Raw genomic sequence first — 14736 nt, forward strand, 5'->3', positions numbered from 1 at the left:
AAGTCTCGCAATTTGCGAGACTTTTTTAGTTGGGATAAACAATATATTTCTGTCTTATCTTTTCGAAGTTATTAAGGTCATTTTTCCAACTGTCTTTGATTTCTTTAGCAGACTTTCCAGAGATCATTTGCTTTCTCAGTTCATCACTGCCTGCCAGTTTATCAAAAAACAGATTCTTAAGGAAAAAATCCTGATTCGGGTTTTTATAATCTTTGTACGCCTTTAGCAGCCAGTCTATGTTAATCGCTCTCAAGTCTTCTTTATTGTTACTCAAATTCTCGCCATAGCATAATTTCCCGTTCAGGAAAGGATCTTTGGCGCCTTCGGTTGGTTTTGGCGTGAACTGATAGGGGAAATCCTTTGTCCAGGGTGAACCATAAATCTGGAAAGGCAGATCTGTACCTCGGCCAACAGAGACCTGCGTACCTTCAAAAAAGCAGAGGCTTGGATAAAGGTTGATTGACCTGTCGTTTGGGAGATTGGGAGATGGTTTGTCAGAAACGCCGTATCGTTTTTGCTTATGATAATTAAGCATTGGAATTAAAGTATATTTTGCAGTGACGCCATTTTTTAACCATTTTTCCCCGTTGACCATTTTCCCGTATTCACCGATGGTGAGGCCATAGACCACAGGAACATTGTGCAGCCCTATAAAACTTTTCCATTGGTTGCGCATCATGGGGCCATCGGTATAACCGTCATGAGGGTTGGGCCTGTCCAGGACAATCACTTCTACATTATTTTCGGCTGCAGCTTCCATAATATAAGACAGGGTAGAGATATAAGTGTAAAACCGAACACCAACATCCTGAATGTCAAAAAGGATGACGTCTGCGCCTTTCAGATATTCCGCTTTTGGCTTTTTATTATCACCATAAAGGGAGACAATAGGTAAACCAGTTTTGCTGTCGGTGCCGTTTTTTACATGTTCTCCGGCATCTGCTATCCCACGGAAACCGTGTTCCGGTGCAAAAATAGATTTGATTTTAATATGGTTTTCAACCAAAAAATCTACCAGATGCTTTTTGTTTTTCAACACGCTGGTTTGGTTGGCGGCGACGATTACATTTTTACCCTTAAGCAGTGGCAAATAAAGTTCAGGCCGGTCTGCAGCGGTGGTAAAGCAGTCTTTGCACGGGTTTTGAGACTTAATAAAAGTTAATGTACCAAAATAAATTAGCAGGATAAAAACTAAAGTTTTATTTTTGAAACTTAAAATCATAGATTTGAATTTTCCGTTATATTTCTCGAAAAAAATAGCGTTTTCCAAAGATAACAAAAATAATCTCTCCAAAGTGATTGTCTACATCGGCAGGCTGTCCGTTGCGCTGGGCATCATTGTTTCGCTGATTACAATCTCCACAGGTTTGGGTTCCAAAAGGGCAATAGAAGACCGGATTTCTAACTTTAGTGGCGATATTTCTGTAAAATCTACACGTTCCAATTCTTCTTACAACTCTTCGGTTTTGGATACCAAAGGCTTGGATATTAATGCTATCAAAGCAACTTCCGGCGTGGCTGGATTACAGTCCTATGCATCAGTAAGTGGGATATTGCGGACAGACAAAGACTTTGCAGGTGTTATCCTGAAGGGTGTAGGGAAGGATTTTGATAAAGACCGTTTCCAGCCATTTATGATTGCCGGCTCAATCCCGGATTATAATGAAGACGGTTATAACAATGAGATCATCCTTTCTGAAAAAATTGCTAATGACCTGGCGCTCAAAGCTAACGACAGTATTGTGGCCATATTTTCCAAAGAAGACCAAAAGCCGATTTACAGAAAATTTCTCATCAAAGGGATTTACAAAACCGATATTAAGCTCGTCGATGACCTGTATATGATCGGCGATATCAATCATGTCCGAAAAGTGATGAACATGGGCGAGAAAGAAGTAGGCGGATTGGATATTTTTCTGGATGATACCGATAAGATTGATTCAGTTTTTCCGAAGATCGAGAAATATATTGGTTACAAGAATTATGCGGAAAAAGTCACAGAAAAATACCCTCAGATCCTGGATTGGGTCAATATTTTTAACCAGAACATTTCGCTCATTATTGCCATCATGCTGATTGTGGTGGTCATTAATATCATTATGGTTCTGTTGATCCTGATTATAGAACGGACTAATTCCATTGGCCTCCTCAAAACATTTGGGGCTTCTAACGCGCAGATCAGATCTATATTTATCAATTATACATTGCTGATTATGGTACCGGGATTGCTGGCTGGCAATGCCATTGGAATAGGGCTCTTGCTGATACAGAAATATACGGGCGTGATCAAGCTGGATCCGCAGAATTATTTTATCAGCACGGTTCCGGTAGAGCTTAATCCTTTTTACATCATTTCGGTTTCGGTAGGTATATTTATTGTTTCTGGAATTGCGATGATTTTGCCAAGTTATCTTATTAGCAGGATTTCGCCGCTTAAGGCCATTAAGTACAGTTAAAACATTACAATATAATGCAATAAAGTAGAAAAATTAGCGCTGCTAATCCGCTTGTAGTTTATCCTGAGCTTGTCAAAGGGCTCACAAACTAACGAAGCAGTTTGATAGAGTTAATCTTTCTGGGGCTTCTTACACTTTTGCTCCAGGCTACAAGAAGGATTTCCGCCCAAGTCGGGCTGCGTGCAATTTGCTATCAATAAAAAAAAGAAATATGAAATATTACAATAATATCGTAGAAACCATTGGTAACACGCCTTTGGTAAAACTCAACAAAGTTTTAGGACCTGATTTTCCGGCTTTGGTTTTAGCGAAAGTAGAAACCACCAATCCAGGTAATTCTGTAAAAGACCGTATGGCTCTTAAAATGATAGAGGATGCAGAAGCCGATGGAAGACTAAAGCCAGGCGGAACTATTATAGAAGGGACTTCCGGGAATACAGGAATGGGATTGGCTTTGGTGGCTATCCAGAAAGGGTACAAATGTATCTTTGTGACCAACTCCAAACAGTCTAAGGAAAAATGTGATATCCTGCGTGCTGTAGGGGCAGAAGTTATTGTTTGCCCAACGGATGTTAAACCAACAGATCCGCGCTCTTACTATTCGGTTTCCAAAAGGCTGGCCAATGAGACACCCAACGGCTGGTACGTGAACCAATATGATAATCTATCCAACAGGCAGGCGCATTATGAGAGTACGGCCCCGGAAATCTGGGAACAAACCGAAGGGAAACTGACTCATTTTGTAGCTGGTGCAGGAACAGGCGGAACGATTACCGGTTGCGGCAAATTCTTCAAAGAAAAAAATCCGGACATCAAGATTGTTGGTGTAGATACTTATGGCTCAATTTTGAAGGAATTTCATGAGACCGGAGAATTGCATTACGACCATGCTTACACTTACATCACCGAAGGGATTGGCGAAGATATTATCCCGGAGAATTATGATATGAGTGTTATTGATCACTTTGAGAAAGTAACGGATAAAGACGGTGCTGTCTTTGCCAGAAAGCTGGCCAAAGAAGAAGGGATTTTTTGTGGTTACTCTGCCGGAAGTGCTATCTCATCGCTGGTACAGATGAAAGATCAGTTTACCAAAGACGACATTATTGTCGTTCTGCTGCATGATCACGGCTCCCGATATGTGGGCAAGATCTACAATGATGAGTGGATGCGTGAGCAAGGCTGGCTGGACTAATCAGATATAAAAAAAACCGCTTTTTCAGCGGTTTTTTATTGATGGTATATTGAGATTACTCAAAAACCTCAAAATCTTCTCCGTCAAAACTGGCAAAAACCATGGTAGGATAAGAATCCTGATGGTAAACGGTCCCCTCTGAATCAATACCAATAGCGCCGGCAAATCCGTCAATCTGTTTAAGTTCTTCAAAGGTTCTGTCAAAAGCATTTTCTATCGAGAGGCCATCTGTAACCCGTGTTACAATTTTTGCCGCGGTTGCATTGCTCACGATATCTTCGCCAACGCCGGTGCAGCTCACAGCACAATATTGATTGGCGTAATTTCCTGCAACGGTGGCAGAATCGGAGATTCTGCCCGGGATTTCAAAACCTTTACCGCCTGTGGATGTTGCAACGGCCAATTTGCCTTCCTTATCAATCGCGACAGCGCCAACCGTCCCTTTGCCTCCGGACTTTATTTTATCTTCATATTCCTTTCTACGCTGAGGGATTTCAGTCGAAAAATTTTGGAACCCATGTTGTTCGGCATATTCTTTAGCTCCTTTTCCTCCCAGGATTCGGTCATCCTCGTTGATGAGCTCTTTTGCCACAAAAACCGGATTTTTCACATCCTGAATATTGATAACACCACTCATTTTTTGCGTTTCGCCGTTCATGATGGCCGCACTCATTCTTATCACACCATCACTCTGGATTTGAGAACCAATCCCAGCATTATAGAGCTCATCATCTTCCAGTAATGATACCGCATAAGCCACAGTGTCAAACGCCGAATTGTCTTTCAAAAACTCAAAGGCTTTTTTAGCAATAGCTTTTAATGAGTTTTGTTTTGCCAGTTTCACGTCGTGGCTTTGGCTGCTTTCGGAGAAAAATCCGCCGTGGATGATTATTTTCATTGGATGGAGTTTAAATTTTTATAGGGTCTTCTAGAACTTTAGGCTCACATTTTTTTTGTGAAATTGATATTCTAAATGGGACAATACAGATCAACTTCAGTCTTCAGGATTCACCTGAGGGATGGGATTATATTGCGAATTAACAATAGTCATTTCTCTGGTTTTGAGATCAAAAGTATCATTCATAGACAAAACATCCACAATCATATTTTTGATGGAAATAGGCTGTCCCAACTCGATATTAGTAAGATTGGTATCTTTGATCTGTAGGCCATCCACGATAATTACAAGGCCGGAACCAATAGCGGTCATTTTATCATCATCAATAAAAAGCCCGGTGTCTTCTCCAAGGCCGATTCCTAATGTTCTCGGATTGTTCACAACCGCTTGGAAAAGCCTTCCGATTCTGCCGCGCTGTACAAAATGCGTGTCAATAATCACATTCTCTATAAAACCAAGGCCTTGCGTTGTTTTGATTTCGCCCTTTAACAAGGCTTCGGAACTGGAACCCTGATAGATCATATTTTCAGAAGCCGCCGCTGCTCCGGCAGAAGTTCCGGCATAGATAAAATCTTCGGTTTGGTATTTGGTCAGAATAGCATCGTGGAATCTTGTTCCACCGAGGATAGAGGTTAAACGGAGCTGGTCGCCACCTGTAAACATCACCACATCTGCCGCGCTAACTCTGGCTACAATAGCATCGCTATTGGCCTGCTCACGGTTTTGGATATTCAGGATGTTGCAGTTTTTGTTGCCGAGATATTCAAATGCTTTCTTGTATTCCGGCCCCACAATATCAGGGATCTGCGAAGCGGTCGTAATAACTTCTATAACAGAATTTTCTTTTTTCTTAGACTCATCAATGATTTTTCTGAGGATTCCTCTTTCAAAAAAGTTGAGGTTTTTTTCAACATTTTGGTCATAACTGATTTCTGTAAAACTTCCTTTGTTTACAGCACCGCCAATGATGACTAGTTTTCCTTTTGATTTCATATTAACAAAAATAGCAAATCATTACAGAATAAGGCTTTCTAAAAAGGAAAAATCACAAATAATAATTCAAAATTTCATCTTTTTACATCTCATTTGTATAAATAATTATACAGATTAATATATTTTTAAAAATCATAAGTCAACAATGAAAGATACTTGTGATCATGCAATATTTATTTCCGATTTAATTACATTTTGCATTATCTTTGATAAAGTTGATGGATCAAGTGACCATTATCTGTCCTAACCTTGGATATTTCTGATACCGAGGTTTTTATTATCAACCATCTTCTGACTACATATGAAAATAGAAAAAATTCAGGTTCTGAGAGGGCCTAATATCTGGAGCATCACCCGAAAAAAACTCATCCAGATGCGTCTGGATCTGGAAGAGACAGAGCATACACCAACCAATAAAATCCCGGGATTTAGGGAAAGGATAGAGACGCTTTTGCCATCAATGTACACCCACCGATGTTCCGAAGGTACAGAAGGTGGATTTTTTAAACGCGTGGAGATGGGAACATGGATGGGGCATGTGATAGAGCATATTGCACTGGAAATCCAAACGCTGGCAGGGATGGATGTTGGTTTTGGAAGAACCCGTGAGACCAAAACACCGGGAACTTATAATGTTGTGTTTAATTATATCGAGGAAAGTGCAGGTGTCTACGCAGCAGAGGAAGCGGTAAAAATCGCAGAATCATTGATGAACGCAACGGATTATGACATCAATGCCTGCATCCAGACACTGAAAGAGATCCGTGAACGCGAAAGGCTGGGCCCTTCCACCGGAAGTATTGTAGAGGAAGCGGCCTCCAGAAAAATCCCGTGGATCAGATTGGGGAAAAACTCATTGGTACAATTAGGTTACGGAATCAATCAGCAGCGTTTTCAGGCAACTATCACAGGTAACACCAGTTGTATTGCGGTGGATATTGCCTGCAACAAAGAACTGACAAAAAAAATGTTGGAAGATGCAGCCATCCCTGTACCTTCCGGAGACTTGGTGCTGGATGAAGAAGGCTTGCAACGGGTGATTAAGAAAATAGGCTATCCGCTTGTGCTGAAACCGCTGGACGGGAATCATGGGAAAGGTGCTTCTATTAATGTAAAAGATTATGAAACGGCTCTGGTAGGATTAGAGCACGCTCAAAAATACTCCAGAAAAGTGATTGTAGAAAAATACATTACGGGGTATGATTTCCGGGTGCTGGTGATTGATCATCGGATGGTTGCTGCTGCAAGGCGTGTTCCCGCCCATGTGATGGGCGATGGTGAGCTTAATCTTCAGCAACTCATAGATAAAGAAAATGAAGACCCAAGAAGAGGCTATGGCCATGAAAATGTTCTGACAGAAATAGAGGTAGACAAAGATACCAATGAATTGCTCGCAAAACTTAATTATACCTTAGAAACAGTTCCGCAAAAAGGCGAAATTGTGTACCTTAAATCTACGGCTAACCTCTCCACAGGCGGGACGTCAATTGATGTGACAGATATGATTCACCCCGAGAATATCCAGATGGCAGAGCGTATCTCCAGAATAATAGGTTTGGATGTCTGCGGTATCGATATTATGGCGGAAAATCTTACTCAGCCACTAAAAGAAAGTGGCGGCGCCATCCTGGAAGTGAATGCGGCTCCCGGTTTCCGGATGCATCTGGCGCCAAGCGAAGGTTTGCCAAGAAACGTAGCCGCGCCGGTGGTGGACATGCTTTATCCACCGGGAAAAGAATTCAGGATTCCGATTATTGCTTTGACGGGGACCAACGGGAAAACTACTACTACAAGGCTCTTGGCGCATATTGTGAAAAATAATGGCAAACGGGTTGGTTTTACCACTTCGGACGGGATCTATATCCACAACACACTGCTTGAAAGAGGCGATACAACAGGACCTTTGTCTGCTGAATTTATCCTGAAAGACCCGACGGTTGAATTCGCAGTGCTGGAAACCGCACGAGGCGGAATCCTGCGTTCGGGGCTTGGATTTGGAACCTGTGATATTGGCGTTTTAACGAATATCAAAGAAGATCACCTGGGGATCAGCGATATCCATAACCTGAAGGATTTGACCCGTGTAAAAAGAGTGGTGCTGGACAGCGTGAAAAAAGATGGCTGGTGTATCCTGAATGCCGATGATGACTATTCTATGAGGATTATGAACGACCTGCATTCTAAGGTGGCATTATTCAGCCTGGATGAAAATAATCCGCATATCAAAAAATTTGCGAAAGAAGGCAAGGTAACCTGTGTATACGAAGAAGGATTTGTGACCATCAAAAAAGGAGAATGGAAAATCAGGATCGAGCGCGTTAAGAATATTCCGATTACCATGGACGGCAAAGCCAGATTTATGATTGCGAACGTTTTAGCAGCATCTTTGGCGGCTTATGTTTATGGGTTTGAGATTCCTAATATTGCATTGGCGCTCACCACTTTTATCCCAAGTGCACAGTTGACGCCGGGCAGGCTGAATGTCTTTAATTTTAAAAATTTCAAAGTCATGATTGACTTTGCCCACAATCCTGCAGGCTATGAAGCGATTGAAGATTATCTGAAAAATGTAGAATCAAACAAAAAAATAGGTATTATCTCCGGCGTTGGTGACCGGCGCGACAGTGATATCCGTGAGTGTGGTAAAATTGCTGCAAGGATGTTTGATCATATCATCATCCGCAACGAGAAACATCTTAGGGGCCGTACAGAGGATGAGATCAATGGGTTGATTATTGATGGGATCCACAGCTCCGGGAATAATGTGAGTTATGAGATTATCCCAAAAGAGATTGATGCCCTTAAGCATGCCATGAGCCTGGCAGAGGAAGGCACTTTTATTACTGCGCTGAGTGATGTGATTAATAATGCTATAGAAATCGTTCAGGAATATCAGGCCAGAGAACTGTTGGATGAACAGTGAAAATCTTAAATAAGCTTCGAAAAGCACCAGCTGATGATTATCAATTTAATAAATAATCCGTTACGGTAAATAAAAATGACAGTCTTATTTTTGAGACTGTCATTTGTTTTTTTGAATAGAGATTAGTATTATTAATCCAGTGGTTTTCTGCCGGAGATAATATTAAACAATACTACAATAACGGCAATTACCAAAAGTACATGGACAAGATATCCCGTACTCATGCCGGGAACAATTCCCAACATTCCTAAGAGCCAGACTACGATGCAGATAACGGCGACAAGCCATAACAGATTTCTCATAATAATAAATTTTTGATGTGATATACTGTTATAAGCATAATCTGTGTCCTTTCTTTTTTATAAATCAAAACGTATTATGGTTGTGGATTTTGCAATAATTTTATAACAACAGGGAAATGATCGCTGTAACCGCCCATATATCTCGATCCGGAATAAGTCCTGTAAGGATATTGACTGTTTTTGCAGTCTTTATTCCTCAGTTTTTCCGATCGGCAAATATCTGTTTCGATTACATTAAATCCGAATGTCGTGCACAAGCTGTCGGTAAAAATAATCTGGTCAAAACAAGTACCCTTTTTGCCATGGTAGGTGGAGAAATGACCAGCTTCAAAAAATTTTATGAAAGGGTTTTCCAGTATTCTGTCCTTATTTTTACAATGTAGGAATTGCTGTAGAATTTCGCTGTCGGGATCTTCATTGAAATCGCCCATAATAATAACTTCCTCATTATTTTTCATCAGATTTTGCACAGTTTCCTTTAACTGTCCCAAAATGTGGTGCCGCAGATCTTTTTTTGCATCCCGATCCCTTTTGGATGGCAGATGTAGTACGAAGGTGTGTAGTGTTTTTCCTTTGTATAGCATTTCCGCATGCAGAATATCGCGGGTTCCGATATCGTTTTGGTTATCCTGGTGAAACCGTAATACCTGGAAATTCACCAATGAGAAAACGGATGAGTTGTATAATATTGCAACGCTTAGATTTCTGGGATCTGCAGATTTTTGATATATGATTCCATAATCTTTTATAACTGAATTTTGACTGACAAGATCTTCCAAAACCGATAGGTCACCAATCTCTGCCAAACCAATTAACGCAGGCTGTCCATTATAATTATCGTTGATAAGGTTAAAAACCTGCCCTATTTTGTGGAGTTTGAGCTTATATTTGTAATCATCCCAATTCCGCATCCCACAATTCGGAAGGTCATCTTTGTCTGGCGGATAAAAATTCTCGGTATTGTAGAACATCAGGATCTCGGATGCTGCCTGATCTACCATCTTTTCCGGCGCATATAAATAAAAGTTATTACGACAATCAACAGCATAAGCCCAAGAGTAAAATAGTAGCCGTTTTTGTGGTGCAGTTCCGGCATGTTGTCAAAGTTCATCCCGTAGATGCCTGCTATAAAGGTGATTGGTAAAAAATAAACAGAATAGATAGCCAGGAGTTTCATCACCTGATTGGCCTTTTGGTCAGACAGGGCCAAAAACATAGAGATGAGGTTGACGGTCTGGGCGTTGACATGGTCAAAATCTGCAATCACATCTTTTTGCTTGTCCAGCAGGTCCATTACTTCAACTTCCTGCAAATCAAGATTTTTAAATTTGGTGATCCATTCTGCAGAGATATTCAGGATACGGGTATTAAGGCCGGATTTCCTCTTTAAGTTATAAAGCCTTCGGATCTGGTTGGTTTGATTGGTATTTTTAAGGAAAATTTCATTTTCTATAGCATCCATTATCTCAAGGAGCGTGTTGCTCTCATCATCAAAGGTTTTAATAATCTTTAGAGCCAGCCGCAATGCCAGTCTGTCCCGTGTGATATCATCAGGCTTTTCTTTCAGTAATTCTTCATAGACCTTATTGATACTTTTGCTTTGAGCTCTGTGCATGGTAATGATAAGGCCGGGAACCAAAAAAATGCCCAGCTTGCTGCTGATATCGCTGATATTGTTGAGAGCACGCCGCTCAAGGTCTGTGGATTCCCGCGTCAGGAAGAATTTTACCTGATCTACTTCCTCATATTTTGGGAGGTGATTAGGATCAATAGTGTCTTCCAGAAGCATTTCATTAATATGGTAACGCTCGTGCAAAAACTGCAGGTCTTCTTCGGTTGGTGCAATAACGTCTAGCCATTCCCAATTGGCATGTTTGTATTTCTGTTCTATTGGCATATAACAAATCTAAATAAAATCCGGATAAATATGATAATTTTTCAGTTTTCTTCAGCCATATTTTCAGGTGCGGTTCGCCGAAAAGTCAGTCGGAGATGTGGAAGTGTTAATTGCTGGTGAAAATTTTCTCTTATCGATTAGAGGCCAATAATCTCCAAAAAAATGGCTTTTGACATCGCTGATGATTAATTGCAGATTATGATTTTATTAATTAAAACCTTATGTATTAAATAAAATAATTATTTTTGCCGGGAATTTTTGAAATCAGAGAAATGTTTAAAAGTGTGATAGCTGGTGTAGGACATTATGTACCGGAAAATATAGTAACCAATGATGATCTTTCTCAACTGATGACCACCAACGATGAGTGGATTACCGAGAGAACTGGTATCAAAGAAAGACGACACCGCAAAAACCGTACAGATGCAGAAGAAACAACATCGTTCTACGGCCTGAAAGCTTCAGAAATCGCTCTTAAAAATGCCAATCTTACAGCTAAAGACATCGATTATATTGTTTTTGCAACCCTATCACCGGATTACTTTTTCCCGGGGTCCGGCGTGCTTTTGCAGGACATGCTGGGTTGTGGTACTATTGGCGCGCTGGACGTCAGAAACCAATGTTCTGGCTTTGTATATGCCATGAGTGTGGCAGACGCTTTTATAAAATCAGGGCTGTATAAAAATGTTCTGGTTGTAGGAGCAGAGATCCATTCCTTTGGCCTTGATTTTACAGACCGCAGCCGTGGTGTTTCTGTTATTTTCGGAGACGGTGCCGGCGCTGTGGTTTTATCGGCATCCGAGGACGATAACAAGAGTGGTATTCTCTCTGTTAATATGCATTCGGAAGGGAAATATGCAGAGGAACTGGCGGTGAAATTCCCGGGCACCAAATTAGGCTGGAGCGATACGCTTCTTACTAATCCGGATTCTATCAAGCCGGAAGATATTTATCCTGTAATGAATGGTAATTTTGTCTTCAAACATGCGGTAACCCGTTTTCCTGAAACCATTATGGAAGCTCTGGAAAAAGCCGGAAAATCGATAGAAGATTTGGATCTTTTAATTCCGCATCAGGCCAATATCAGGATTGCGCAGTATGTTCAGCAATTGCTGCATCTGCCGGATGAGAAAGTGTTTATCAATATCCAGAACTATGGTAATACCACCGCTGCATCTATCCCGATTGCGCTAAGCGAAGCCATCCAGGAAGGGCGTATGAAGCGTGGCGACCTCGTTTGTATGTCTGCTTTTGGTAGCGGTTTTACATGGGGAAGCGTCCTTTTTGAATATTAATTTATGATTATAAATCATATTAAAACCCGAAGTCTCCTCTTCGGGTTTTGTTTTTATCATTTTCTAAATCATTCTTTTAAATAAAATCATAATAGCCATTGGGTTTTCCAAGGATTTTTTGATCGTCAGAATGGAGCCATTTTTTTAGGATGGTAGCATATATTTTTCGGAAATCTTCGGTATAGATCAAGTCACCATAGCTAAGGTTTTCGAGATCAGGAAGTGTATTCAGTAAACCTTTTTTCTTCAGGCTGCCACTTATGAAAAACATCTGATTGGCAGTGCCATGGTCGGTTCCGTTACTGGCATTCTGAGCCACGCGGCGGCCAAACTCAGAAAAAGTCATGATCATCACATCTTGGAATTTCCCATTCTCCTTTATATCCTTTGTAAAAATCTCGACCGCGTCACTGATATTTTTAAATAACTGATTTTGCCTGCTGTTTTGGTTGGTATGCGTATCAAAACTACCTGTAGACAGGTAGTAAACCTGGGTATTGATATCCGACTTGATGAGTGATGCAATGGTTTGGAAATCTTTACCAATTTGGGTATTGGGATAGGTTTTATCGGTAGGTTTTGCCTCGCTTTCTTCAAAAATGTAACCCGAATTGCTGATGGCGTTCCCCAGAGTGTTATAGAGATAAGATGCAAGATGATGCTCGTGGTCATGGTTGTCTGCTGCCAGTTTTTTATAAAGCGTCTCCTGGCTGTTATCATACAGTTTTTTCGGATCTCGGAAGGCAATGGCTTTGTTATTGTCGCCCTTCATCGCCAGGCTCAGCAGATCGTCAATTTCAATAGCTTGTGTTGGCTTTTGGCAATTGTGGCAGGCTTCATCCAGATAACGCCCAAGCCATCCGGTATTGATGAACTGATTGCTGGCACTGGCGGATTGCCAAATATCCATACTCCGGAAATGGGATTTATTGGGATCGGGATAGCCAACGTTATTCATCACTGCCAGTTCGCCGTTATCATATAGTTCTTTGAAGAATTTTAAGTTGGGATTAATCCCTGCCTCATCTGTCAAGCGAAACGCATCATTCTCTTTGATAGAAATCTGATTTCTCACTTTATAATAGATGTCGTTTTTCACAGGGATAATCGTGTTGAGGCCATCATTACCGCCGGACAACTGAAGAATAATCAGTGTTTTCCCATTCATGGCAATTGCTTCCGGCAACGTCAGAGCTTTGAGAAAGTTGGGGAAAAGGAAAGAAGCGGCGGCAAGGCTGCTGGTTTTTATAAAGGTTTTTCTGTTGATAATCATAGCATTGTTTTTAGCAAAGTTGATAGTCTGGAGTTGACATGATACTGATCATCAGGTGTTTTTTGCTCTTTTCTGTATTGAATTGTGCAATCAGCTTTTCCAGACTTTTATCTGGATTGGCAAGCAACAGATTAAAAAGGTCCTGATCTAGTATCTTCGCCATACTTTCCCAATGGATGGTAATGGTATTTTGTTTTTTATTAACCACTATATTTTGGTCGGATTTTCCCATATTGACATCATCATTGGCTTTTGGCTCAATATCCAGCGTTTTGTAGCCAGCTATTACCGCCGGGATTTTCATTCTGAGCAATAGGGTAGAGGCGTCTATCCATGCGGCACCGCTTGGCCAGCCTGCAACATTGGGCGGTTGTAGGAGTTCCTGGCCCAAGAGTTTTTCAAAATTGTAGACGATGTCGCGGTTTTGCAAATCCATTGGTAAAATACGCCTGATGCCTACAATCAGCTCTACCGGAGATTTTACTTTAGCCCCAATGTTTTTTTCTGAATAAAACCAGTCGGATAAGAAGATCTCATCCATCAGTGCCATGATGTCATAATTAGATTGGTAGAATTTTTGGCTTAAGGATTTGATGAGTTTTTCATCAGGATCTTCATTTACATAAAACTGGTAGATCTTTCCGGTTATAAATTCTGCGCAGGCCGGCTTTTCTAAAATAATATTGATGATATCAGCACCGTCAAAATTGTCGGTTTTACCCAAAAATTCTTTTTCGCCGGTATCGTGTTGCTTTTTATTATCTGTAAATTCGCCAAGCCCGTTATAACTCCAGCCCGTGAAAGCCCTTGCAGATTCACGGATGTCTTTTTCGGTATACTGCCCTCTTCCCAGGGTAAATAATTCCATCAGTTCTCGGGCAAAATTCTCGTTGGGATTGGCTTTTTTATTCTGTTGGTTGTTGAGGAAATTAAGCATCGCTGCAGATTTTGAAACAGCGAAAACCAGGTCGCGGAAGTTTCCGAGCGCATTTTTTCTGAAAATCTCGATAATCTCCTTATTAAAAAGCGCCTGCTGGATTCTTGTGGCAAAATGGCCGTGCCAGAACAGGGCCATTTTCTCCTGAAGCTGGCTAGGACTTTTTATCATCTCCTCGTGCCAGGATTTTTTAACAGCATTATTATAATTTTTGTTGAAAAGGTTAACAGGCTTTTTATCAACAGCCTTAGCGAGTTCTTGATATTCTTCGGGGCTGAGGCCTGCTATATCGGTTTGCAGAATATGGTAATCGCCAGTGTTACTGATTTCTTTGTAAAAATCCTTTGGGCTTCTATTTTTATATTTCTCAATATCGTTATGATGGATACCAAAACCCGCTCTGGAAATCAAATGTTTATTTTTGAGAAAGTTATTCATAAGGTAAAGATTATGACAGTTGGAGTTGATTGTTACAGCATAGTTAAACATGACAAAACGAATTCCGGCTGTCATTAACAGAATTTAATAGTAATTTAAAATTAATTAACTGAAAATTAGACGCTTGTT

At 40.8% G+C, this 14736-nt stretch carries 12 protein-coding genes; 4 read left to right on the forward strand and 8 right to left on the reverse strand.

Annotated elements, in window-relative coordinates; all coding sequences use genetic code 11:
- Window positions 1-25 precede the first annotated feature (25 nt).
- The gene (locus tag B0B05_RS06290; protein WP_076782877.1) at window positions 26-1222 is read right to left on the reverse strand and encodes an exo-beta-N-acetylmuramidase NamZ family protein; all 1197 of its coding nucleotides are present in this window, start codon (window positions 1220-1222) and stop codon (window positions 26-28) included.
- A gap of 4 nt (window positions 1223-1226) precedes the next feature.
- On the opposite strand from B0B05_RS06290, the gene B0B05_RS06295 reads away from it, so the two are divergent.
- Both B0B05_RS06295 and B0B05_RS06300 read left to right on the forward strand, forming a co-directional pair.
- Window positions 1227-2456, forward strand: a complete 1230-nt coding sequence (locus tag B0B05_RS06295; protein ID WP_076782814.1) for an ABC transporter permease — start codon at window positions 1227-1229, stop codon at window positions 2454-2456.
- Window positions 2457-2667: 211 nt separating this feature from the next.
- Window positions 2668-3651, forward strand: coding sequence for a PLP-dependent cysteine synthase family protein (locus B0B05_RS06300; protein WP_076782815.1), 984 nt, complete (start codon window positions 2668-2670; stop codon window positions 3649-3651).
- A gap of 55 nt (window positions 3652-3706) precedes the next feature.
- Here B0B05_RS06300 and B0B05_RS06305 read toward each other — a convergent pair whose 3' ends face one another.
- Both B0B05_RS06305 and B0B05_RS06310 read right to left on the reverse strand, forming a co-directional pair.
- The gene (locus B0B05_RS06305) at window positions 3707-4549 is read right to left on the reverse strand and encodes an isoaspartyl peptidase/L-asparaginase (protein ID WP_076782816.1); all 843 of its coding nucleotides are present in this window, start codon (window positions 4547-4549) and stop codon (window positions 3707-3709) included.
- Window positions 4550-4645: 96 nt separating this feature from the next.
- A complete protein-coding gene (locus tag B0B05_RS06310; RefSeq protein ID WP_076782817.1) occupies window positions 4646-5542 on the reverse strand; it encodes a cyanophycinase in 897 nt (298 codons plus the stop codon).
- Window positions 5543-5843: 301 nt separating this feature from the next.
- Between B0B05_RS06310 and cphA the strand changes: the two genes are divergently transcribed.
- Window positions 5844-8465, forward strand: coding sequence for a cyanophycin synthetase (gene cphA / locus B0B05_RS06315; RefSeq protein ID WP_076782818.1), 2622 nt, complete (start codon window positions 5844-5846; stop codon window positions 8463-8465).
- A 131-nt stretch (window positions 8466-8596) separates the two neighbouring features.
- Here cphA and B0B05_RS16420 read toward each other — a convergent pair whose 3' ends face one another.
- The 3 genes from B0B05_RS16420 to B0B05_RS06325 form a co-directional block, all read right to left on the reverse strand.
- Complete coding sequence (locus B0B05_RS16420; RefSeq protein ID WP_027383282.1) at window positions 8597-8767, reverse strand: lmo0937 family membrane protein; 171 nt, start codon at window positions 8765-8767, stop codon at window positions 8597-8599.
- 74 nt (window positions 8768-8841) lie between these two features.
- Entirely contained in the window at window positions 8842-9768 is a 927-nt protein-coding gene (locus B0B05_RS06320; RefSeq protein ID WP_076782819.1) for an endonuclease/exonuclease/phosphatase family protein, read from the reverse strand.
- Window positions 9762-10664, reverse strand: a complete 903-nt coding sequence (locus B0B05_RS06325; protein WP_076782820.1) for a magnesium transporter CorA family protein — start codon at window positions 10662-10664, stop codon at window positions 9762-9764. Before B0B05_RS06325 ends, B0B05_RS06320 begins: the two co-directional genes overlap by 7 nt.
- A 272-nt stretch (window positions 10665-10936) precedes the next feature.
- Between B0B05_RS06325 and B0B05_RS06330 the strand changes: the two genes are divergently transcribed.
- Entirely contained in the window at window positions 10937-11959 is a 1023-nt protein-coding gene (locus B0B05_RS06330) for a 3-oxoacyl-ACP synthase III family protein (RefSeq protein ID WP_076782821.1), read from the forward strand.
- Window positions 11960-12035: 76 nt separating this feature from the next.
- On the opposite strand, the gene B0B05_RS06335 is transcribed toward B0B05_RS06330, so the two are convergent.
- Together B0B05_RS06335 and B0B05_RS06340 are read right to left on the reverse strand one after the other, a co-directional pair.
- Entirely contained in the window at window positions 12036-13232 is a 1197-nt protein-coding gene (locus tag B0B05_RS06335; protein WP_076782822.1) for a DUF1501 domain-containing protein, read from the reverse strand.
- A 10-nt stretch (window positions 13233-13242) separates the two neighbouring features.
- On the reverse strand, window positions 13243-14682 hold the full coding sequence (locus tag B0B05_RS06340) for a DUF1800 domain-containing protein (protein ID WP_245799229.1): 1440 nt from the start codon (window positions 14680-14682) through the stop codon (window positions 13243-13245).
- Between the last annotated feature and the right edge of the window lie 54 nt (window positions 14683-14736).

The sequence above is a fragment of the Epilithonimonas bovis DSM 19482 genome (assembly GCF_900108115.1).
Lineage (GTDB): Bacteria > Bacteroidota > Bacteroidia > Flavobacteriales > Weeksellaceae > Epilithonimonas > Epilithonimonas bovis.